Annotated in this window: 18 protein-coding genes; 9 read left to right on the forward strand and 9 right to left on the reverse strand. The window is 69.5% G+C overall.

The window, feature by feature from the left end; translation table 11 throughout:
• Nucleotides 1-24: 24 nt before the first annotated feature.
• Complete coding sequence (locus tag ROP_RS30185) at nucleotides 25-738, reverse strand: GNAT family N-acetyltransferase (protein WP_015889813.1); 714 nt, start codon at nucleotides 736-738, stop codon at nucleotides 25-27.
• A 95-nt stretch (nucleotides 739-833) separates the two neighbouring features.
• Here ROP_RS30185 and ROP_RS30190 point away from each other — a divergent pair, with 95 nt between their 5' ends.
• Entirely contained in the window at nucleotides 834-1,457 is a 624-nt protein-coding gene (locus ROP_RS30190; protein ID WP_015889814.1) for a PadR family transcriptional regulator, read from the forward strand.
• A gap of 2 nt (nucleotides 1,458-1,459) precedes the next feature.
• Entirely contained in the window at nucleotides 1,460-2,959 is a 1,500-nt protein-coding gene (locus tag ROP_RS30195; protein ID WP_043825596.1) for an MFS transporter, read from the forward strand.
• On the opposite strand, the gene ROP_RS30200 is transcribed toward ROP_RS30195, so the two are convergent.
• On the reverse strand, nucleotides 2,913-4,277 hold the full coding sequence (locus ROP_RS30200) for an FAD-binding oxidoreductase (RefSeq protein ID WP_015889816.1): 1,365 nt from the start codon (nucleotides 4,275-4,277) through the stop codon (nucleotides 2,913-2,915). The genes ROP_RS30195 and ROP_RS30200 overlap by 47 nt on opposite strands.
• 40 nt (nucleotides 4,278-4,317) lie before the next feature.
• Here ROP_RS30200 and ROP_RS30205 point away from each other — a divergent pair, with 40 nt between their 5' ends.
• The 3 genes from ROP_RS30205 (at nucleotide 4,318) to ROP_RS30215 (ending at nucleotide 7,391) form a co-directional block, all read left to right on the forward strand.
• Complete coding sequence (locus ROP_RS30205) at nucleotides 4,318-5,121, forward strand: enoyl-CoA hydratase/isomerase family protein (protein WP_015889817.1); 804 nt, start codon at nucleotides 4,318-4,320, stop codon at nucleotides 5,119-5,121.
• Between the two features lie 81 nt (nucleotides 5,122-5,202).
• Nucleotides 5,203-6,399 (forward strand): class I adenylate-forming enzyme family protein, encoded by a 1,197-nt coding sequence (locus tag ROP_RS30210; protein WP_043825600.1) that lies wholly within the window; start codon nucleotides 5,203-5,205, stop codon nucleotides 6,397-6,399.
• Nucleotides 6,400-6,425: 26 nt separating this feature from the next.
• Complete coding sequence (locus tag ROP_RS30215; RefSeq protein WP_015889819.1) at nucleotides 6,426-7,391, forward strand: adenosine deaminase; 966 nt, start codon at nucleotides 6,426-6,428, stop codon at nucleotides 7,389-7,391.
• Between the two features lie 12 nt (nucleotides 7,392-7,403).
• On the opposite strand, the gene ROP_RS30220 is transcribed toward ROP_RS30215, so the two are convergent.
• Together ROP_RS30220 and ROP_RS30225 are read right to left on the reverse strand one after the other, a co-directional pair.
• A complete protein-coding gene (locus tag ROP_RS30220; protein WP_015889820.1) occupies nucleotides 7,404-8,768 on the reverse strand; it encodes an amidase family protein in 1,365 nt (454 codons plus the stop codon).
• A 10-nt stretch (nucleotides 8,769-8,778) separates the two neighbouring features.
• On the reverse strand, nucleotides 8,779-10,095 hold the full coding sequence (locus ROP_RS30225; protein ID WP_015889821.1) for a D-arabinono-1,4-lactone oxidase: 1,317 nt from the start codon (nucleotides 10,093-10,095) through the stop codon (nucleotides 8,779-8,781).
• Nucleotides 10,096-10,196: 101 nt separating this feature from the next.
• Between ROP_RS30225 and ROP_RS30230 the strand changes: the two genes are divergently transcribed.
• Nucleotides 10,197-10,841: a TetR/AcrR family transcriptional regulator gene (locus ROP_RS30230; RefSeq protein ID WP_015889822.1), complete on the forward strand. Its 645-nt coding sequence runs from the start codon at nucleotides 10,197-10,199 to the stop codon at nucleotides 10,839-10,841.
• A gap of 82 nt (nucleotides 10,842-10,923) precedes the next feature.
• Nucleotides 10,924-12,102, forward strand: coding sequence for an amino acid deaminase/aldolase (locus ROP_RS30235; protein WP_015889823.1), 1,179 nt, complete (start codon nucleotides 10,924-10,926; stop codon nucleotides 12,100-12,102).
• Here the strand turns inward: ROP_RS30235 and ROP_RS30240 are convergent.
• On the reverse strand, nucleotides 12,087-15,554 hold the full coding sequence (locus tag ROP_RS30240; RefSeq protein WP_015889824.1) for a TM0106 family RecB-like putative nuclease: 3,468 nt from the start codon (nucleotides 15,552-15,554) through the stop codon (nucleotides 12,087-12,089). The two genes, ROP_RS30235 and ROP_RS30240, sit on opposite strands and share 16 nt — an antisense overlap.
• A gap of 78 nt (nucleotides 15,555-15,632) precedes the next feature.
• On the opposite strand from ROP_RS30240, the gene ROP_RS30245 reads away from it, so the two are divergent.
• A complete protein-coding gene (locus ROP_RS30245) occupies nucleotides 15,633-16,256 on the forward strand; it encodes an alpha/beta hydrolase (protein WP_043825604.1) in 624 nt (207 codons plus the stop codon).
• A gap of 51 nt (nucleotides 16,257-16,307) precedes the next feature.
• On the opposite strand, the gene ROP_RS30250 is transcribed toward ROP_RS30245, so the two are convergent.
• The 4 genes from ROP_RS30250 to ROP_RS30265 form a co-directional block, all read right to left on the reverse strand.
• Nucleotides 16,308-18,125 carry an AMP-dependent synthetase/ligase gene (locus ROP_RS30250; RefSeq protein ID WP_015889826.1) on the reverse strand — a complete coding sequence of 606 codons (1,818 nt, stop codon included), beginning with the start codon at nucleotides 18,123-18,125 and terminating at the stop codon, nucleotides 16,308-16,310.
• A 139-nt stretch (nucleotides 18,126-18,264) separates the two neighbouring features.
• Nucleotides 18,265-18,969: a hypothetical protein gene (locus ROP_RS30255; protein ID WP_015889827.1), complete on the reverse strand. Its 705-nt coding sequence runs from the start codon at nucleotides 18,967-18,969 to the stop codon at nucleotides 18,265-18,267.
• A 99-nt stretch (nucleotides 18,970-19,068) separates the two neighbouring features.
• A complete protein-coding gene (locus tag ROP_RS30260; RefSeq protein ID WP_015889828.1) occupies nucleotides 19,069-19,698 on the reverse strand; it encodes a phosphoribosyltransferase in 630 nt (209 codons plus the stop codon).
• A gap of 59 nt (nucleotides 19,699-19,757) precedes the next feature.
• A complete protein-coding gene (locus tag ROP_RS30265) occupies nucleotides 19,758-20,555 on the reverse strand; it encodes a carbon-nitrogen hydrolase family protein (protein ID WP_043826890.1) in 798 nt (265 codons plus the stop codon).
• A gap of 108 nt (nucleotides 20,556-20,663) precedes the next feature.
• Between ROP_RS30265 and ROP_RS30270 the strand changes: the two genes are divergently transcribed.
• Nucleotides 20,664-22,427 carry a DEAD/DEAH box helicase gene (locus tag ROP_RS30270; RefSeq protein WP_015889830.1) on the forward strand — a complete coding sequence of 588 codons (1,764 nt, stop codon included), beginning with the start codon at nucleotides 20,664-20,666 and terminating at the stop codon, nucleotides 22,425-22,427.
• Nucleotides 22,428-22,433: the final 6 nt, after the last annotated feature.

Here is a 22,433-nt window from a genome sequence, read left to right on the forward strand (position 1 = left end):
CGTTCCCCGTCCTTCGGTGTCGTCTCAGAGCGTACTGCGCGAGATCGTGACCTCGGCATACATTCCCAGTTCCCCGTACCCGGCGCGGGCGGCGAGCGCACGCGAAGCCGGATTGTCTCGGGGTGAACGGCATTGGGCGATCAGGCCGGCGTCGAGCGCGTCGTCGGTGGCGATCCCGGCGACCGCGGCGCCCAGTCCCCGGCGCCGGGACTCCGGCACCGTGAGCACCCCGACATCGGCGAGGAACCCCTGGAACTCGGTGTAACCGGCGCACCCGACCGGTTGCTGCGCGTCGCCCAGAATCGTGAACCGCTGCTCGCGGTCTCCCACCCTCGCCTCGGCGACGTCGTCCGGGGGACTGGCCGCCTCGACCTGCCGGACGTGGTCGCGTTCGCGGGAGACGAGGGGTGGCCGGCCGGTCACCGGATCCTGGTAGTCGGTGCCGTACGCGAGCACCACCGGTCCGGCGCACCGTCCGGACCGGTCCTGAGTGAGCGCGAGCAGCGTCGCGGATTCCGTGAGTTCCTCCGCCGTGTGCCCGTCGGCGCGCTCGATCGCCCACCGCGGCCCGACGAGCGCGGACGTCTCGCCGAGGCGCAGGAATCGGATCGTGTCGGTGTCGTCGTCGACCCGGACCGCGCGGTCGTCGGCGTCCGGCCGGGTGGCGAGTGCGTCGTCGGGCAGTCCCAGTTCGCGGGACCAGGCGAGTCGGATGATGTCGAGGTGATGGGAGTCCACGGGCCCACGGTAGCCGTTTGTTCCCGGCCGGCCCGGACGGTATATTCCACGTGGAGTATTCGATTCGGAATAGTGAGTCCCCGGAGTGGTGAAAGGTGGTGACCGTGGCACTCACGCCCCTCGGCGTCACCATCCTCGGCCTGCTGTGTGAGCGCACGATGCACCCGTACGAGATGTATCAACTCGCCGCCGCCCGCCGTGGACGTGTGGTGAAGATCCGGCCGGGGTCGCTGTACCACACCGTGAGCAGGCTCGAAGGTGAAGGACTGGTGCGCACCACCGGCACCGACCGGGCGGGAAACCGGCCCGAGCGCACCATGTACGAGGTCACCGACGCGGGCCGGGAAGCGCTGGTCCACCGGGTGAGCGACATGCTCGCCACTCCGGTGCTCGAGTACCCGCAGTTCCCGCTCGCACTGGCGGAGGCGCACAACGTCGACGCACCCACGGTGGTGGCATTGCTCCGGGAACGGCTCGATCACCTCACCCGCGAGATCGACGAACTCGACACCGCCACCGCACTCGCCTGCTCCACCGAGATCCCCAGGATCTTCCTCCTCGGCAACGAATTCCTCGTCACCGTCGCCCGCGCGGAGCACGAATGGCTCAGCACCCTGGTGGCCGACATCGACTCCGGCGCCCTGCCGTGGCTCTCGCCGGAACTCGTCGAACGACTGACACACTCACGCCGGATCCCGTCCGGTTCAGCAAAGGATTGATGATGGACACCGAGCGCACCGCACCACCCGAGCACCGAAATCCCTGGCCCGCGTTGTGGGCCCTCGTCATCGGCTTCTTCATGATCCTCGTCGACAGCACCATCGTGGCGGTGGCCAACCCGGCGATCATGAACGACCTGCACACCGACATCAACAAGGTCGTCTGGGTCACCAGCGCCTACCTGCTGGCGTACGCGGTGCCGCTGCTGGTCACCGGTCGCCTCGGTGACCGCTTCGGCCCCAAGAACATCTACCTGATCGGGCTCGTCCTGTTCACCGGGGCGTCGCTGTGGTGTGGTCTGTCCGGCACCATCACCATGCTCATCGTCGCGCGCGTGTTCCAGGGACTCGGCGCCGCACTGATGACGCCGCAGACGATGGCCGTCATCACCCGGACCTTCCCGCCGGACCGCCGCGGCACGGCGATGGGGTTGTGGGGTGCCGTCGCCGGCGTCGCCACCCTGGTCGGACCGCTCGCGGGCGGTGTCCTTGTCGACAACCTCGGCTGGCAGTGGATCTTCATCGTCAACGTGCCCGTCGGGGTGATCGCGTTCGTGCTGGCCTGGCGGTTGGTTCCCGCGCTCGAGACCCACACGCACAAGTTCGACATCCCCGGGGTGGTCCTCAGCGCGCTCGGCATGTTCTTCCTCGTGTTCGGCATCCAGGAGGGCAGTTCCTACGACTGGTCGGCGACCGTGCTCGCGTCGATCGGCGCCGGCCTCGTGCTTCTCGGTGTCTTCGTCTGGTACCAGTCCTGGAACAGGAACGAGCCACTCCTGCCGCTGGCCCTGTTCACGGACCGCAACTTCTCGCTCGCCAACGTGGCGATCACCGCCATGGGATTCGCGATCACCGCGATGGTCCTGCCGCTGATGTTCTACACCCAGGCGGTGCGCGGCCTGTCGCCCACGAAGTCGGCTCTGCTGCTGGTGCCCATGGCCGTACTCACCGGCGTGTTCGCGCCGTTCATCGGCAAACTCGTCGACCGCACCCACCCGCGGTACATCGCGGGCGCCGGATTCCTGCTGTTCTCGATCGCACTCGGCTGGCTGTCCATGGTCATGTCACCCGACGTGGCGATCTGGGAGCTGCTGTTGCCGATCGCCCTGATCGGACTCGCCAACGCGTGTATCTGGTCGCCGCTCGCCGCCACGGCCACCCACAACCTTCCGCCCCACCAGGCGGGCGCCGGAGCCGGCGTGTACAACACGACTCGTCAGGTCGGTGCGGTGCTCGGCAGCGCCGCGATCGGCGCGCTCATCACCGCCCGCCTGTCCGCGCAGGGCCTGAACGCCGGCAGCCAGGAGGCCGGCGTCGGTGAGATGCCCGAATTCGTGAAGGAACCGTTCGCCACGGCGATGGCGCAGTCGATCTGGCTGCCCGCGGCCGTGCTGCTGGTCGGGTTCGTCGCCTCGGTGTGTTTCGCGCGACCGTTGCGTCAGAAGGATCCCGGAGTCAGCGAGGGCGACGCAGCCAGTCGGGAAACATCACTGCGGGGTTGAGGTAGTCGTCGGGGTCGAACGCCCGCTTGATCGACCACATCGCCGTGATGTCCTCGCGGCTGAGCGCGAGGTCCAGGTAGTTGCGCTTGTGCGCGCCGACGCCGTGCTCGGAGGCGATGTTGCCGCCGTGATCGCGGATCAGTTCGGTAACCGGCCGGTACAGCACGGACTCGTCGGGGCAGCGCAGCACGTTGAGGTGGACATTGCCGTCGGCGACGTGCCCGAAGAATATCGGGACCGCGTCGGGTGCCCGGCTCGCAACCAGCGCGACGCCGTCGGCGACGAACGCGGCGAGAGCGTCCAGCGGGAGGGCGGCGTCGAATTTCAGTGGCGGGCCGAACAGCCCGACCACCTCGGCGAACGCCTCCCGCGCCGCCCACACCCGGGCGCGGCCTGCGGGGTCGATCCCGACGGCGGGTTCGTCGCCGGGATCGCACCGCTCCAGCGCGCCGGCGAGTTCGCCGGTGAGGTCGCGGTGGCCGGCCAGGTCCACCAGGAGATACCACGGCAGTCCGGTCGGAATCGCGAAACCCAGCCGCGACGAGGCCAGTTCGAGCCCGCGGCCGTCGAGCATCTCCACCGCGTCGACGCCCGCGAGCCGCCGGACGACGCGTACGGCGTCGATCAACCCGGACAGTTGTGCGAAGCCGGCGAGGGCGGTCACGCGGAACTCCGGAACCGGGTGGAGTGTGAGGTCGACGGTGGTGACCACGCCGAGCGTGCCCTCGCTGCCCACCCACAGCGCGGGCAGGTCGTATCCGCAATTCTCGGCGCCCACCCGCATGGTGCGCCGAACGATCGCGCCGTCGGGGAGCACCACTTCGAGCCCGAGTACCTGAGCGGACATGTGGCCGTACCGCACGGTGTGCAGCCCGCCGGCGTTGGTCGACACCATGCCGCCGATCGTCGCGGAATCGCGGGACGCGAGGTCGACGCCGAACAGCAGTCCGGCGTCGGATGCTGCGCGGCGCACCGCGGCGAGGGTGACCCCGGCGCCGACGGTGACGCGCAGATTCTCGCCGTCGACGGCGCCGCCCGACGTCAGCCGTTCCGTCGACAGAAGCACGTCGTCGTGCTCGGGAACCGTGCCCGCCTCGAGTCCGGTGCGGCCACCCTGCACCGTGACCTTCACCCCGGCTCGGCGGCAGATGCCCAGCACGGCCGACACTTCCGCGGCATCCGCGGGCCGGACCAGTGCGCTCGCCCGCCCGCTGTAGCGGCCCGTGTGGTCGGTCGCGCGAGTAGCGAGCACGTCCGCGTCCACCGTCACGAACCGTTCCCCGACGACTCCGGCCAGCGCCGCACGCAGCGAGTCCACACCCCGATCGTAGGCGCAGCGCGTATGGCAGTCTGGCCGCATGACTGAGCCTGCCGCCGCGCATCCCACCCGACTCGAGCGTGTCCGGACCGACGCCGGTGCCGAGATCGCGATCCTGACATTCGCGCACGGCCCGCTGAATCTCTTCGACCAGGCGATGTTCGACGCCGTGCAGGCCGACGTCGCGGCGCTCGCCGAGGATCCGCCGCGCGCGGTGCTGCTGCGCGCCGAGGGCAAGGTGGTGTCGGCGGGAGTGGACGTCCACGTGTTCGACGGGCTCACCGCGGAGCAGGGCGCGGACCTGTGGCAGGAGTTGTTCGCCGAGATCTGCCATCCCCTGGAGGCGCTGCCGTGCCCCGTCGTGTACGCGGCGCACGGGCTGACGCTGACCGCCGCCTTCGAGATCGCGCTCGCCTGCGACATCATCCTCGCCGCGCCGAAGGCGAAGTTCGGACTGGTCGAGACGGTCGTGGGCCTGACCCCGTCGATGGGCGGTCCGCAGCGGCTGGCCGAGCGGGCGGGATCCGGCCGCGCCCGGGAACTGGTGATGACCGGCGATCTGTACGACGCCGCGACGCTGCACGCCTGGGGTGTGGTCAACGCCGTCCACGAAGACGTCGACGCGCAGGCCCGCGCGCTCGCCGCACGCCTGGCGGACGGGCCGACCCGCGCACACGACGCCACGAAGCAGATCATCTCCGCGTGGCGGTCGGGTGGAGTCGCGCACGCCGACTCGATCACCCCCGACGTGTCGGGTGCGCTGTTCGAGACCGACGACCTCCGGGGTGCGGTCCGCAGCTTCCTCGACGTCGGCCCGGGCAAGGCGACGTACCGGGGCCGGTAGGCGTCGGCGATCCGGTCCCCGCAACTGTGACGGGCGTCATATAGTCGTGGCAAACGTCCCGGTCGCGCAGCGGAGGTGCAGATGTCGTCGTCCCTCGTCGAGTACCCGAGTAGTGGGCCGTTCTTCCGCGACGATCGCGTGGTCCGCGGCCGTGACGGCCTGCTCCGGTACGGCGGCCTCGACCCGTCGCTCACCGAACTGCTCGACATCTCCGTGCACCGTTACGCGGGCCGGGTCGCCGTCGAAGAGGACGGTGGCCGGTCGCTCACGTTCTCGCAACTGTGGACGTCCGCGGCCCGGGTGGCGGGCGGGCTGAAGTCGAAAGGCGTCGAGATCGGCGACCGGGTCGCGGTCCGGCAGCCCATGGGGGTCCGCTGGGTGGAGGCGTTCCTCGGGGTGCTGCTCGCCGGCGGCGTGCCGGTCGGGGTGAGCCCGGCCCTCGACGACGCGCGGACCGGTCAGGTACTCGCCGACAGCCAGTCGGTGCTGACCCTCGACGGCGAACTGCCGGAAGGTATTTCGTTCATCGACGACGGCGCGAGCCCCGACGAGCTGGTGCTGCTGTCGTACACGCCCGGCCCGTCGGAGTCCCCGAAGGGGGTGGAGCTGAGCAACGAGAACGTCCTGTCGACCATCGAATCCGTGCTCCACGCGCGCGGGTTCAGCTCCGAGGGACTGCGGAATCTCCTCGTCGAACCCGAACTGCACACCGTCGGATCGCTCGTCGATGTGCTCTCGACGCTGGTGGTGGGCGGAACGGTCCTGTTGACCGCGAGCACCGACGCGGCGTCGTGGCGCGGCACCGGAGCCGACGTGCTCACCGCGGCGCCCGCCGTTCTCCTCCGGGCCGTCGAGAGCTCGCGGGTGACGAGCTTCGGCCGGCGTGCGGTGCGCTGGATCGACTACAGCGGCTCGGGCCTGTCCCTCGATCAGTCGCAACTACTCCGGCGAACGTTCCCCGAGGCCAGGCACTTCCTCGGGTGGGGAATGACCGAGACGTGCGGGGCCGGGCTGGCGTTGCCCGACGAGTGCGCCCTGACGCACGCGGGCAGTGTCGGCGTCGCGTTCGGCGGGATGGAGGTGGCGCTCCTCGGGCCCGACGCAGGCCGGGGGGTCGGCGAATTGCTGTGTCGCGGTCCGGGAGTCAGCCGCGGATACTGGAACCGGCCCGAGGTCACCGCGAAGACGTTCACCGGTGGCTGGTTTCACACCGGCGACACCGCGAATATCGACGGCGACGGCTTCGTCCGTATCGTCGACCGCGACACCGCTGCCTAGGTGGTGCGAAAGGCAGGTATCGACCCGTGAGCTCTCCCGTCGCCGAGCTGCACATGCACATCGAGGGGTCCCTCGAACCCGAGCTGATCTTCGCGCTGGCCGAACGGAATTCCGTACAGCTGCCGTACGCGGACCTCGACGATCTCCGCTCGCGTTACCAGTTCACCGATCTGCAGTCGTTCCTCGACCTGTACTTCGCCAACATGCAGGTGCTGCGGACGGCCCAGGACTTCGCGGACCTCACCCGGGCCTACTTCGCGCGGGCGTCGGCGGGCGGTGTCGCGCACGTGGAGTTCTTCTTCAACCCGCAGGCCCACGTCAATCGTGGTGTCCCGCTGCACGACGTGCTCGATGGGATCATGGACGCGGTGAGCACCAGCGAGCGGGAGTTCGGTCTCAGCAGTGCCGCCATCGCCGCGATCCTGCGCGACCGTCCCGTGCACGAGGCGGAGGAAGTGTTCTCGGAGATCATCCGGTTGCAGACGCCGATCGTCGGGCTCGGACTGGACTCGGCCGAGGTGGGCAATCCGCCGTCGCTGTTCGAGGACGTCTTCGCCCGCGCCCGGTCGGAGGGGCTGCACGTGGTCGCCCACGCGGGCGAGGAGGGGCCGCCGGAGTACATCTGGCAGGCACTCGATCTCCTCGGCGCCGAGCGCATCGACCACGGGGTGCGGGCGCTCGAGGACCCGGCGCTCGTGGCGCGCCTGGTCGACGAGGAGGTGCCGCTGACCGTGTGCCCGCTGTCGAACGTGCGGCTGCGCGTCGTCGACTCGCTGTCCGAGCACCCACTGCGAACCATGCTGGAGGCCGGTCTGCTCGTCACCGTCAATTCCGACGACCCCGCCTACTTCGGCGGGTACGTCGACGACAACTTCGCGCAACTGCGGGACCAGCTCGGCCTCACCGACGCCGAGCGGGACACCCTGGCCCGCAACTCGATCACGGCGTCGTTCGCGAGCGACGCCCGCAAGGCGCAACTGCTCCGCGGCTGACGGCGCCGGTCGTCAGTCGGTCAGGCCCGTGTCGCCGAGGCTCGCGACGACGGCCAGGACGTCGCGGTCGCGGCCGTACGGCCCCACCAGGCACAGGCCCACGGGACTCCCGTCGTCGGTGCGCAACGGCACGGTCGCGTTGGGCAGCCCGGAGATGCTAGCGAGGCACGTGAGCATTCCGGTGGTGCGCATCGTGTTCCGGAACCGCCCGCCGCTGGTGTCGCCCTTCCGCTCGGGGGCGACGGACGACGTCGCGGGCAACAGGAGCAGGCTGTCACCCACATACGCGGTGATCGTCTGCGACGCCTCGGCGAGCATGGTCAGTTTCCGCCCGTACGTCGTTTCCCAGATGCGGCTCGCGTCGGCGAAATTGCGGCCGGGTTCGGTGCCGAGCGACGACATCGCCTGGCTCACCCAGTCGCCGTGCAGTCGCCACGCCTCGTAGCCCTGCACGTCGACGACGGCGTCGTACCAGTCGGGCAGCCGGCCGATGTCGGTGTCGGTCCACGTCAGCCGCGGCAGGGAACTCTTCTCCCATGCGGTGAGGGCGCGCCGCACCGCGCCGAGCGCCCCGGCCTCGGCGACGGCGTTGATGCCGTCCGAGGTGAGGGCGCCGCGGAACGGGGTCTCCGCGGTGAGGGGAAGGAGGGCGCCGGACACCGCGACGAGGGTGTCGAGGTCGCTGCACACCCACGCGGGGGTGTCGAACGTGGGGGACAGCGGGAAGAGTCCGTCGGTGGCGACGGCGCCCCGGGACGGCGCGAAGCCGTACAGGCCCTGATATGACGCCGGGATGCGGACGGACCCGGTGGTGTCGACCCCCAGCCCGATGTCGGCGCCGCCCTGCGCGACGGCACTCGCGGCACCCGACGTCGCGCCGCCGGGCAGGCGGTCCTCGGCGCGGGGGTTGGGCGGCGTCCCGAACTGCTGATTGACCCCGGAATGCCCGTAACCGAGGTCGTCGGTCTGCGCCAGGCCGACGACGCGGGCGCCCTGACCGAGCAAGCGTGCCACTACCGCGGCGGTACCGGTCTCGACGGGCGCCTCGGCGAGCCTTCGCCCGCTGCCCGCGCCGATCTGCTGTCCCGCAACGGCATACAGGTCGGTCACCGCCAGTCGCAGGCCGGTGAGGGGACCGTCGCCGGTCGGGGCGACCAGCGGATCTCCCTGCACCCGCCACGTCGCCTTGTCGACGGGCGTGAACTCGGACACCGCTGCGCCATCCGGAACGGACAGGCCGTCGGGAAGCGGCGGGACCTCCGGATCGTGCAGGCGTTCCCCGCAGGCGCCGAGCACTGCGGCACCGAACGCCGCCGCCCCGGAGGCGCCCGCGACGCGAAGGAAGTTGCGACGGTCGAAAGATCGACTGGGGGCCACCTATCCCACGTTAGCCACCGAGGACGGTCCGGAGGTACGCGTTGCCGAACATTCGCTCGGGATCGTACTTGTCGCGGACGGCGAGGAACTCGTCGAAGTTCGGATACGCCGGCCGCAGGTCCTCGGCGGTGCGGCCGTGCAACTTGCCCCAGTGCGGCCGCCCGCCCACCTCCCGGGCGATGGCCTCGACCGCGGAGAAGTACGGTTCGTGGTCGCGGCGGTGATACTGGTGCACCGCGATGTACGCCGTGTCCCGCCCGTTCGCCGTCGACAGCCACACGTCGTCACCCGCGGCGAACCGGACCTCGACGGGGAACGCGACCGTGAAATCGGATTTCTCCACCCACGAGTCGATCGCCGCGAGCGTGTCCGGAAGTGCCTCGGTGGGCACCGCGTACTCCATCTCGCGGAACTTGACCCGGCGCTCCGACGCGAAGACGCGGTAGCTGCGGTCGGTGAACTCGCGCGCGCTCAGCATGCGCGACGAGAGCCGGTTGATCTTCGGAATCGTGGACGGCGCAAGGCTCGCCACTCTGTTGATGCCCTCGAACAGGACGTTGGACAGCAGTTCGTCGTCGACGTAGGAGCGGACCGGATGGAGGGGAGAGGTCGGGGTGTCGCCGGGTAACCGGGTGTTGCGCTTCGTCAGCACGCGGCGGGTGTGGGGGAACCAGTAGAACTCGAAGTGGTCGACCGTGGCGCGGTCGTGGTCGAGACGGTCGAGGGTGGCGTCGAGTGATTCCGGCTTCTCGACGGCGTGCATCACGTAGTTCGGCACGCACTGGATCGTGACCTTCGAGATGATGCCGACCGCGCCGAGGCCCAGGCGTGCCGCCTCGAACAGTTCGGGGTTCTCGGTGGGGGAGCAGTCGGCCACCGAGCCGTCCGCCAGCACCACCTGCAGGGCGCGGACCTGGGTGGCGAGACCTCCGAAACGTGCTCCGGTGCCGTGTGTTCCGGTGGACAGCGCGCCCGCGACGGACTGTACGTCGATGTCGCCCAGGTTGATCAGGGCCAGTCCGCGGTGCCAGAGTTGCTCGCTCAGGTCGTGCAGTCGCGTGCCGGCGAGGACGGTGACGAGGGCGCCCGCCGGTTCGTCGAGGGTGACGGATTCGATGCCGGTGAGCGCGTCGAGGCTGACCAGGATGCCGTCGGTGACGGCGACCCCGGTGAAGGAGTGGCCCGACCCCACGGCTTTGACCCGCTGTCCCTGCCGCGCGGCACCGCTGACGAGTGCGCAGAGGTCCTCCACCGAACGTGGGGTAGCCAACCGCAGCGGGTTCGCCGTCTCGGTGCCCGCCCAGTTGCGCCATGTGTCCTGTGCCATTCGCCCATCATGAACCTGGACGCTCGTCCAGGCAAATACCGGGTTGGTCGGGCGTCCGTGTTGGTCGCGGGGGAGGCTGTCGCAGGTTCTACGATCAGAGGATGCTGAACAGGCTTCCTGCGGATGAACGTCGTGCCCAACTCGTCGAGTCGGCGCTGTCCATCGCGGAGCAGCGCGGCGTCGCGTCGGTCACGGTGCGTGCCGTGGCGGAGGAGGCGGGTGTGTCTCTGGGCGTGGTGCACTACTGCTTCGAGAGCAAGGAAGAGCTCCTCGCCGCGATGGGCGAGAGTCTGGTTCTCCAGCTCAGCGCGTCGATGCGGCTGGCGTTCGGTCAGGTGCGCCACGCGCCGGACCTGCGCGGCATCGACGGTCTGCGAGAGCTGCTCCATATCGGGATCAGCGGAATGTGGCCGATCATCGAGGCCACCCCGGACCGCCAGTTGCTGACGTACGAGATCACCGCGCAGGCATTGCGGCACCGGGCGTCCGGGAGCGAGCGGGCCGGCGACATCGCGGGTCAGCAATACCGGACGATGGACGAGGAGGCGATCGAGTTCCTCTCCGAGTGCGCGCGGATCGCCGGTGTCGGCTGGGGCACTCCGGTCGAGGCGATCGCGCGGTTCGGGCTGGCCATGCTGGACGGGCTCGTGCTGCGGTGGCTTGTCGACCGGGACAGCGAGGCGATGATCGCGGCGCTGGACGAGATGGTGCAGGTGATCACGGCGAAGGCGGTCGAGCAGGCCTGATCCGGTTACGCCCTATCTGGACAATCGTCCAACTCGATGGTTGACTGGCGTCGCAGATCGATGCACGACGATTGGACGAACTGTGACGCCCACGCTCGACCGTCTCATAGCCTCGACCGCCGAGGTCGATCCGCCGCTGGCAGCACTCGACCTGACCACGCTGCGCGCCAACGCCGCCGACCTGGTCCGGCGCGCCGGCGGAACCCCGGTCCGGGTCGCCAGCAAATCCGTCCGCTGCCGTGCGGTACTCCAGGTCGCGCTGGGTGAGGATCTCACCGCAGCCGGGGGCTTCCGCGGGATCATGGCGTACTCGCTCCGCGAGGCGATCTGGCTGGCCCGGCACGGCGCGCAGGACATTCTCATGGGCTACCCGACCGCCGACCGCGGGGCCCTCGCAGAACTGGCCTCCGAACCCGGACTGCTGAAGCGGATCACCCTGATGGTCGACAGCGAAGACCACCTCGACTTCGTGTCGTCCGCCGCCGGCACGACGTCCCTCCGGGCTCGGCTGTGCATCGACGTCGACGCGTCGCTCCGGCTCGGGCCCGTCCACATCGGGGTCCGCCGTTCCCCGCTCCGCGATCCGTCCGCCGTCGCCGCGCTCGCGAAACGAGCCGCCGCGCGGGGATTCGCCGTCGTCGGAGTCATGTTCTACGAAGCGCAGATCGCGGGACTGCCCGACTCCGGCCCGCCGATCGGCTGGATGAAGCGGGCGTCCGCCAAGGAACTCGCGACCCGTCGCAGCGCCGTGGTGAACGCAGTGCAGTCGGAGGTCGGGGCGCTCGAGATCGTCAACAGCGGGGGCACCGGCTCACTCGAGGTGAGCTCTGCCGACCCGGTCGTGACGGAGGTGACGGCCGGTTCCGGCCTGTACGTCCCGACGCTCTTCGACCGGTACCGCTCGTTCCGCCCGCACCCGTCGCTGTACTTCGCGCTCCCGGCGGTCCGGCGGCCGGCGCCCGGCATCGCGACGCTGTTCGGCGGCGGCTACATCGCCTCCGGACCCGCCGGGCGCAGCCGCGTGCCCGCACCGATGTGGCCGACGGGCCTGAAGTTGCTGCGCAACGAGGGCGCCGGCGAGGTGCAGACTCCCGTGACCGGTAGAGCGGCAGCCGATCTCGGCATCGGCGACCGCGTGTGGTTCCGGCACGCGAAGGCCGGCGAGATGTGTGAGAGGTTCGCCGAGGTGCACCTCGTCGAGTCGGACGGATCCCGCACCGCCGTGCCTACCTACCGCGGCGAAGGTCAGTGCTTCGGCTGATCGGTCAGCCGCATGAAGGCGCCCAGCTCGATCAGTCCTTCCGGGGTGCTCGGCATGTACTGGGTCAGTGATTCCGACCGGACGATGATGGCCGCCCACTTGCCGCGGGAGACCGCCACGTTCATCCGGTTCCGCGACAGCAGGAACGACATGCCGCGCGGCACGTCCTCGATCGCGGACGCGGTCATCGACACGATGGCGACGGCCGCCTCCCGCCCCTGGAACTTGTCGACCGTGCCCACCTCCACCTTGTCGAGGCCGACGGCCGCCAGATCGCGTTCGATCAACCCGACCTGCGCGTTGTACGGCGCCACCACCAGGATGTCGGACTCGTCGAGTGGGCGGGTGCCCTCGAACTCGCTGGGGTCGGTCCAGCCGGATCCGAGCAGCTTCGTGATCCGGTTGACCACTTCCCGCGATTCCTCGGGGGATTGGGTGGCGTTGCCCTGGTGGTCGACGACGACGGTGTGGACCCCGGCGTCGATGCCGTCGAGTCGTCGTGCGGCACTGGCCGATTCCTGCGAACGCAGCTTGCCGTCGTACGACAGCGTCGACACCGGTGCGCACAGGTCCGGGTGCATCCGCCACGTGCGCTCGAGGAAATAACCCCGGCTCGCGGGCAGGGCCCCGTGGCCCTCGGCGAGCCACCCGAGCGCCGACGCGTCCACCGGTTCCGGGTGGGTGCCCTGGCTGACCTGGGGGAGCTGCTGGGGGTCGCCGAGCAGGAGGAGATTGCGGGCCGCACCGCCCACCGCGATGGTGTTGGCGAGAGCGAACTGCCCGGCCTCGTCGATGACCAGCAGGTCGAGGCTGCCGGGGGGAACGCGGTCGGTGTTGGCGAAGTCCCAGGCGGTCCCACCGATCACGCAGCCCGTTCCCTCGGCCTGGTCGATGAAGCCGGGGTAATCGTTGGAACTGATGTCGGTCCACGTCGCGGCGCGATGCCGCCCGTCCTTCTTCGCGACGAGTTCGGCGGGGAGACCGGCCTTGACGACGCCGCCGAGCATGTTTTCGATCACCGAATGTGATTGCGCGACCACGCCGATCCGCCAGTGGTGCTGCTCGACCAGTGCCTTGATCACCCGCGCCCCGGTGTACGTCTTGCCGGTGCCGGGCGGACCCTGCACCGCGACGTACGAGTCCTCGAGATCGAGCAGGGCCGCGGTGATCGCGCCCGCGTAGTCCGTGCCGTCGACGGGAGGGAGGGGATTGCCGCTCCGGGTGCGTGGATCGGACCGCCTGAGAATGTCCACGGACGCGCACAGCGGGAGCTCCGGCAGCGGTGAGCACATGCCGTCCGCGGCCACCGCGATCGCCGATTCGATGCGGTCGGTCGTGATCGGTGGCCCGGGGGTGATCGCCGTCGGAAGTTGACCGTACTCTTCGCCGTTCAGAAGTTCCTCGACGATCACCACGTCGCGGCGGCGGCCGTCCTTGCCGACTTCGAGCACGTTGACCGTGCACGTGCCCCGCTGCTGCGCGTTGTCGCCCGCGACCGCCTCCGGCGCGGGAGTGTCGTACAGCGCGTACATCGTGGTCTTGGGCCCCACCGTGCTCCCGGTCCCGAACCGGCCGGTGAGCTCGAGACGCCGACGCAGCTTGCGCTGCCGAGGGGTGCTCTTGTGCCAGTTCTCCTCGACGACCGCGGACGACACCACCAGGACGTCCCGGATGTCCGACAGTTCGTCGTGCGGCACGACCAGCCGATCGAAGTGCGCCCACCAGAACGGTTTCCGCTCCCGCCGGTGATAGCCGACCGCCGCCGCCATGAGTGCGGCGGCCTGCTGGTCGTGGCCCCGGTGCTCGCTCGGTCCGTGCCCGGCGAACTCGCGCAACGCCGCCTCCGCGGGCGTGCATTCCTCGGTCACCGGGGTCGGCCCGTCGCCCGGCGGCCGGAGGGCCACGCCGTGCGATTGCGCCTGCCCGATCAGCCAGTCGCGCAGCCGCAACGTGGAATCGCAGTCGTACTCGTTGTAGTCGGCTATGCCCTGCAACAGTGCGCGGGCCTCCTCGTCGCGGCCGTTGTCGCGGTGATCGCAGTAGTCCGCGTACGCGACCACCGACGCGGCGGCGTTGGTGACGTCGCCGTCGCGCGGTTGCTCCGGCATGTACAACGGTTCGAGTTTCTTGATGCTGTAGGACCGTTCGCCGATTCGCAGGCACCCGCGCACCACCGGATAGAGGTCGACGAGGACGTTGTCGCGCAGCAGGGTGTCGACGGTCTCCTCACCGACGCCGTGCCGTCCCGCCAGCCGCAGCAGCGCCGACTTCTCGTACGCGGCGTAGTGGTAGATGTGCATGTTCGGGTACTGCTGACGCCGTGCCGTCACGTAGTCGAGGAAGTCGACGAGTGCCTGCCGCTCCTCCGCGCGGTCGTGCGCCCAGAACGGCCGGAACACGGCGGCCTCGGCGGGACCCTCGACCACGCCGAAGAGGTATTCGAGACCCCAGTCGGTGGAACCGTTCTCGGCCCACAGCGGGTCTCCCTCGAAGTCGAAGAAGATGTCGCCGTCGTCCGGTTCCGGCAGCCCACCCAGGGCCTGCGGGGCGTACAGCTGGAACTCGGGGGTGCCCGAGGACTCCTGCCGCAACTGCAGGGCAGCCTGGGCGCGCAACGATTCCAGGGTGCGCTCGGGCAGCCCCTCGACGCCGCCCGTGTGCGCGGCGAGCGCGTCGAGCGTGCCGATGCCGGCCGCGATCAGCCTGCTCCGCTGCGTCGAGCGCATGCCGGCCACCAGCAGGAGGTCGCGGTGCTGCTCGACCTCCGGGGTGCACGTGTCGCAGCGGCCGCATGCCGTGTACCGGGGGTCGCCCCACTCCGCGACCGACTGCTCGTCGCGGTGCTCGTCGAGAATTCGTTCGAGCGAGGAGCGCCGCGCGGAGTACACCGGCACGATGTCGCCGAGCGGGTGCGCCGAGTCGCTGTCGTCGCCGAGTAGCAGGTGGACGTCCGGGGACGTCGGAATTCCGTTGCCGGCGAGTGCTTCCGCGTAAGCGGCGAGCTGGAGGAGAGCCGGCACCTTCGCGTGCCGCGACAGTTTGGTGTCGTAGACGGCAAAGGTGTCCCCGTCGCGGACGAGGAAGTCGCAGAAGCCCAGGAAGCGGCCGTCGAAGAACGTGCCCTGGTACACGACGTCGGCACCGCCGCTGATCGCCTCCACGGTGGCCAGGTTCGCGTCGAACAGGCCCACGGTGGTGTACTCGGGCCGGTCCATGGTGACCACGCCGTCGCCGTACTCGGCGCGGAACTGCTCGAGCCGGCGATGTTCGTGAGCGTCGCCCAGACTCGAGGTCCGTCGCAGCATCGGATCGTCGTCGACGGACGGGGCGGAGGTGCCGGCGCCGCCGAGCCCGAGCGTGGCATCCAGCCGGCGCAGCAACGCGAACTCGCAGGTGGCGGCCGCGGAGAGGTCGCTGGCGCTGTAGACGATGGTGTCGTCGAGGAGGAACACAGCTACGTCCCCAGTTCTGCCGGTGAGTTCACCCGGCCGATTGTGCCATCGGGGGGCGACACGTCCAGAATGGCAGCCATGCCCTTCTTCGACGGCCACTCCGGACGCGTCCACTACCGGCACTGGAGCGCGGTGGGAGGACCCGTCGTCCAGCTGGTGTTTCTGCACGGGATGGGGCAGCACACCGGGCATTACCACCGGTTCGCGCGCGGACTGACGCCGGCGGGAATCGGCGTGTGGGGCATCGACCAGGCGGGTCACGGCCTGTCCGAGGGCGACCGCCCCGGGTCCGTCGCGGAGCTGGCGGAGGACGCCGCGCTCCTCACCCGGCTCGCGGACCAGCACGCACCGGACGTCCCGCTCGTGCTGATGGGGCATTCCCTCGGCGCCGCCGTCTCGATGGAACTTCTCCTGCGCGGCGACTCCGGATTCCGGGGCGCGATTCTGTGCGGGACCCCGAAGACGGCCGCCGTCCAGCAGACGGCGGACGCGCTGGGTTCGCTGGAGATGCCGCTGCTCGCGGTGCACGGCGTGGACGACCGCATCGCACCGATCGACCCCGTCCGGGACTGGGCGGCGGGCATCGCGGGGCTCGAATTGCGGGAGTTCGACGACGCCGGACACGACCTGCTGCACGAGAAGGTCCACGCCGCCGTCACGGCGGTCGTCCGCGATTTCGTGCTGGACGCTGCGCGCCCGTGAGTGGCTGAGGAGTGCAGGGACTCCTCAGCCACTCACGGGCGGCGGAGCCGCTTACGCGTAGATGGCCTCGATGGCCGCGCCGTGCTCCTTGTGGATGACGTTCCGCTTGAGCTTCAGCGTGGGCGTGAGCTCACCGGTCTCCTGCGTGAAGTCGACCTCGAGGATGCGGTACTTCTTGATCCGCTCCGGGTTGGACACCTTCTTGTTGCCCTCGGCCACCGCCTCGTCGATCTCGGCGACCAGGTCGGGGTTCTTCACCAGTTCGGACACGGGGGTGTCGGCGGCCAGCCCGTGACGTTCCTTCCAGCCGGGCAGGGTCTCGGAGTCGAGGGTGATGAGAGCGCCGATGAACGGCTTGCCGTCACCGACCACGAGGCACTGGCTGATCAGCGGGTGCGCGCGGAGGGCGTCCTCGAGGACCGCGGGCGCCACGTTCTTGCCGCCCGCGGTGACGATGATTTCCTTCTTGCGGCCGGTGATCGAGATGTAGCCCTCTTCGTCGATCGAGCCGAGGTCGCCGGTGTGGAACCAGCCGTCCCGGATCGAATCCGCGGTGGCCTGATCGTTGTGCCAGTACCCGCCGAACACGACGGGACCCTTCAGCAGCAGTTCGCCGTCCTCGCCGATCTTCGCGGCGTGGCCGTCGATCGGCTTGCCGACGGTGCCGACCTTCTGTGCGCGGGTGGTGTTCACCGAGACGGCGGCGCTGGTCTCGGTGAGACCGTAACCCTCGTACACCGGGACGCCGATGCCGCGGAAGAAGTGGCCGAGGCGTGCACCGAGCGCGGCGCCACCGGAGACGGCGCGGTCGCACTCGCCGCCGAGCGCGGTGCGCAGCTTCGAGTAGACGAGCTTGTCGAACAGGGCGTGCTTGAGTTTGAGTCCCAGCCCGGCGCCGCCGTTGTCCTGCGCCTCGCTGTACGCGATCGCGGTGGCGGACGCCTTCTCGAAGATGCTGCCCTTGCCGCCGTCGTACGCCTTCTGCTTGGCGGAGTTGTACACCTTCTCGAACACGCGCGGCACCGACAGGATGAAGTGCGGCTTGAACGCCGCGAACTGGTCGAGCAGCGTGGTGAGGTCGGCGGTGTGCGCGACCGTGACCTTGGCGTCGAACGCCCCGAACGAGATGGCACGCGCGAAGACGTGCGCGAGGGGAAGGAACATCAGGGTGCGCCTGCCCGCGTACATCGCGTCGCTGAGCGCCAGCTTCACGGCCGCCGACTCGGCGTAGAAGTTGGAGTGCGTCAACTGCACGCCCTTGGGGCGGCCCGTGGTGCCCGACGTGTAGATGAGGGTCGCGGGGGACGACGCGCGCACCTGGTGGCGACGCTCGTGCAGTTGCTCGTCGGTGATGCTCTCCCCGCGCTTCGACAGCTCATCTATCGCGCTCGACGATGTCCCCGTCGCTTCGCTTGCCCCGCCTTCGATCTGCAGGACCTCCTTCAGGTCCGGCGCGGCGTCGGTGACGACCTTCAGCGCGTCGGCATGGTTCGCGTTCTCGACGACCAGCAGCGACGTGCCGGAGTCCTCGAGGATCCACTTGGCCTGATCGGGTGCGGACGTCTCGTAGATGGCGACGGTGCACCCGCCTGCCGTCCAGATCGCGTAGTCGACGACGACCCACTCGTACCGGGTCGCGGAGAGGATCGCGACGCGGTCACCGAGTTCGATGCCCGACGCGATGAGGCCCTTCGCGACGGCGGAGACCTGCTCCGCGAACTCGGCGGCGGTGACGTCTACCCACCCGCCGCTGCCCGGGCGCTTGAACGGAACGAACTTCGGGTCCTCCTCGGCGTGACGGAAGACCGTGTCCGCCATGGAGGCGTCCTCCGGAATTGAGAACGACTGCGGTACCGAGAATTCACGCACTATGACCCCTCCACTGAAACGACATGACGGATGTGCATTCGATCACATTTGTCCTAGTTTCGCACCAGGGTTGATGTCCGTTATGTGTATTTCTGTTCTGACCAGCGGAGATTAGTGTAACTCGACGTAAACTGATAACTCAGGCGGCCTCTTCCAGGCGGCGTGAGTTCGCGGACAGCCAGCGCCGGATCGCGTAGTTCAACTGGTCGGGATCGACACCGAGTTCCGTCGCGGTCGCCTCGAGAATCTCCTCGGCCAGGCCGTCGTCGGTGGCTTCCGAGATGCCGAGCGCGCCGCTGATGAAGACGTCCGCCACCCGATTCGGCCGTACCCCGGGGATGCCGGCGAGCATCAGGAAGTGCGCCCACGTGACGTCGCTGCTCTCCCCGCACACCTCGATCCACGCGTCGTGGATCTGCTCCAGGGCGGCTTCGTCCCGCGCAGCCTCGAGGAGGTCGTCGATGCTGTTGATGCGGAGCTGGTGTAGCCGCTCCGCCGCCAGCTGGATGTGACGCGCCTCGATCGGCACGCCGGTGGCGGTGTACCGCCGCTTGTACGAGCCGACCTTGCCCGCCCACTGATCCGAGCTGCCCGCCTCCTCGAACGTGCGCAGGAGGTCGCGGGCGCCGTCGGTGAGGGGCTGATCGGGGTGTGCCCGCCGGTACGCCAGGTAGCGGTCGACGACGGCGACCTCGCTGTGCCCGGCGCTCGACTGCACCGACTCGATGATGCAGAGCGCGAGGCTGTGCCGATAGGCATCGGAGGTGACCCAGCCGGACGGGTCGCCCAATCGGTCGCGGCATGCGGTGACGACGGTTTCGACGGTATCGGCAGAGACGGTCACGAGATCCTCCAAAGGCAGTCTGTTCTGTGCTCTGTCCGGTGTATCGACAGGGCCTCCGGGAACGTTGCACTGGAGCTGAAGATTCCTCGAGAACGACCGTCAGCGGGGCGTCAGCAGGTCTGTGACCTCGCTGTCCGAGAGTTGATGGAAATCGGCGTACGCGTTGCCGACGCCGCCGAGATCGGCTGGGGTGTAGGGGCAGACGACCTCGTCGGCGGTCACGCGCAGCCGGCCGACGGCCTCGGGCGCGGCCACCGGGACCGCGACGACCACCCGGGCCGCACCCAGCTTCTTGACCGACTGGCAGGCCACCGCCGCGGTCGCTCCCGTGGCCATGCCGTCGTCGACGAGAACGGCGATCCGGCCTCTCAGCGACGCCCGGGGCCTGCCGCCGCGCAGCACCCGTGCCCGCCGCTCGAGTTCGTGGCGTTCCTTCGCCTCCACCATGGCGAGCGACGTCTTGCTGACCCGGGCGATGCGGAGAACGTCGTCGTTGATCACCCGGGACTCACCCTCGCCGATGGCGCCCATCGCGAGTTCCGGCTGCCACGGGACGCCCAGCTTGCGGACGAGCACGACGTCGAGGGGAGCCGACAGGGCCGCGGCGATCTCGTATGCGACGGGGACGCCGCCGCGCGGCAGGCCGAGTACCACCAGGTCGGTTCCGCGCAGGTGGTCCAGTGCGGCGGCCAGTCGGCGACCGGCGTCGGCGCGACTGGTGTACAACATCGAACGCTCCGTGATCGGGGAGAACTGTTCGTCTCCGACGCTACTCCCGATCAGGTCGCTCAGATCTCGCTGACGGTGAATCGGCGCAGGGCGAGCGCGGGATTCTTCTCCCGGACCTCGGTGATCCGCTCCGGATCGACCGACGCGACCGCGGTGCCCACCCGCTCACCGAGCGACACGAGGGTCACACCCATCGGGTCGACGATCATGCTGTTCCCGGCCCCGGTGCGCGCGCTCTGATCGGCGGCCGCCACGTACACGGTGTTCTCGATCGCGCGCGCCCGGATCAGCGTCGACCAGTGCTCCTCCTTGAGCGGTCCGGGCACCCACTGAGCCGGCAGCAGCAGCACGTCGGCGCCCGCGTCGACGATCCGCCGGGTGACCTCGGGGAACCGGAGGTCGTAGCACGTCTGCATGCCGAACGTGAGGCCGTCGACGGCGAAGGTCTCCGGGGTGCCGATCTCCCCGGCGCGGATGACGTCGGACTCCTTGTAGCCGAACGCGTCGTACAGGTGGAGTTTGCGGTAGGTGGCGACGACGTCGCCGCCGGACCCGAGCGCCACGAGGGTGTTGGAGATGCGGTCGTCGCCGGGCAGCGCCTCGTTGACGCCCGCCACCAGATGGACGTCGAGTTCCTTCGCGGTCGCGGCCAGCCCGGCGACGAACTCGCCGTCCAGGGCCTCGGCCGACTCGACGATGCGCTCGTCGGTTCTGGGTGCCGTGAACATCGAGTACTCCGGCGCCACCACCACCTTCGCGCCGCGGCCCGCGGCCTCGGCGGCGAGCGTGCGGACCGTGCGCAGGTTCTCCTGCTTGTCCTGACCCGGAGCGAACTGAATGACAGCGACATCGACCATGCCGTCCACGCTAGGCGACGATCGCGCGGGGGTGTCTCCCGTCCCGGTCGCCGCGTATTTCCGCGGCGTGGCGTTGCAGTGTGGACTCGTGCACTAAACTGCTGGTCAATGAGTGATATCGAGCGTGACCCCGAACCCCCCACTTTTGCCGACCTCGACATCGACGATCGGGTCTTGAAGGCACTGTCCGATGTGGGCTACGAGTCGCCCTCGCCGATCCAGGCCGCCACCATTCCGCCGCTCCTCGCAGGCAACGACGTCGTCGGCCTGGCACAGACCGGCACCGGCAAGACCGCTGCGTTCGCGGTGCCGATCCTCTCGAAGATCGACCTCACGCAGAAGTCGCCGCAGGCGTTGGTCCTCGCACCGACCCGCGAACTGGCCCTGCAGGTCGCGGAGGCGTTCGGCAAGTACTCCGCCCACATCCCGGGCCTGCACGTCCTGCCGATCTACGGCGGGCAGAGCTACGGCGTCCAGCTGTCGGGGCTCCGGCGCGGCGCGCACGTCGTCGTGGGCACGCCCGGTCGCGTGATCGACCACCTCGAGAAGGGCACCCTCGACCTGTCCAAGCTCGCCTACCTCGTTCTGGACGAGGCCGACGAGATGCTGAAGATGGGATTCCAGGAGGACGTCGAGCGCATCCTCTCCGACACTCCCGAATACAAGCAGGTCGCCCTGTTCTCGGCCACCATGCCGGGTGCCATCCGCAAGATCTCGAAGCAGTATCTGCACGACCCGGTCGAGATCACGGTGAAGTCGAAGACGTCGACTGCGTCCAACATCTCGCAGCGGTACGTCCAGGTGGCGCACCAGCGCAAACTCGACGCCCTCACGCGTGTCCTCGAGGTCGAGGACTTCGGGGCCATGATCATCTTCGTGCGCACCAAGCAGGCCACCGAAGACCTCGCGGAACGACTGCGTTCGCGCGGCTTCTCGGCGGCGGCCATCAACGGCGACATCGTGCAGGCCCAGCGTGAGCGGACCATCGGCCAGCTCAAGAGCGGCGCCCTCGACATCCTCGTGGCCACCGACGTGGCCGCACGTGGCCTCGACGTCGACCGCATCTCCCACGTCGTCAACTACGACATCCCGCACGACACGGAGTCCTACGTCCACCGGATCGGCCGCACCGGGCGCGCCGGTCGCGCGGGCGAGGCGCTGCTGTTCGTGGCGCCGCGCGAACGGCACCTGCTCAAGGCCATCGAGAAGGCGACCCGTCAGCCGCTCGCCGAGATGCAGCTGCCGAGTGTCGACGACGTCAACGCACAGCGTGTGTCCAAGTTCGGCGACTCGATCACCGAGAGCCTGACATCCGACAACCTGGCGTTGTTCCGCAAGATGATCGAGGACTACGAGCAGGAGCACGACGTTCCGCTCGCCGACATCGCCGCCGCGCTCGCGGTGCAGTCGCGTGACGGGGAGGCGTTCCTCATGGCGCCCGAACCGCCGCCCGCACCCCGCCGTGAACGTGAGCCCCGCGAACGCCCGGCGCGCCGTTTCGACGACGGCCCCCCGACCCGCTCGCGTGGACCGGAAGGCCAGGAGCTCGCGACGTACCGCATCGCCGTCGGCAAGCGGCACCGGGTGGTGCCGGGCGCGATCGTCGGTGCCATCGCGAACGAGGGTGGGCTGCGGCGCAGCGACTTCGGGCACATCAGCATCCGCCCGGACCACAGCCTGGTGGAGTTGCCCGCCGACCTGTCCAGCGAAACCCTCGAGGCGCTGCGCCGTACCCGGATCTCCGGGGTGCTGATCCAGCTGCAGCCCGATTCGGGGCCGCCGTCGGGTCGTCCGGGTCGTGGCGGCCGCGACGATCGGGCCGGCGGAAAGTTTCAGCGCGACCGGGACAACAGGAAAAGGCCGCGCGAGTAGTCCTCG

This window comes from Rhodococcus opacus B4, from assembly GCF_000010805.1.
GTDB classification, from domain to species: Bacteria; Actinomycetota; Actinomycetes; order Mycobacteriales; family Mycobacteriaceae; genus Rhodococcus_F; species Rhodococcus_F opacus_C.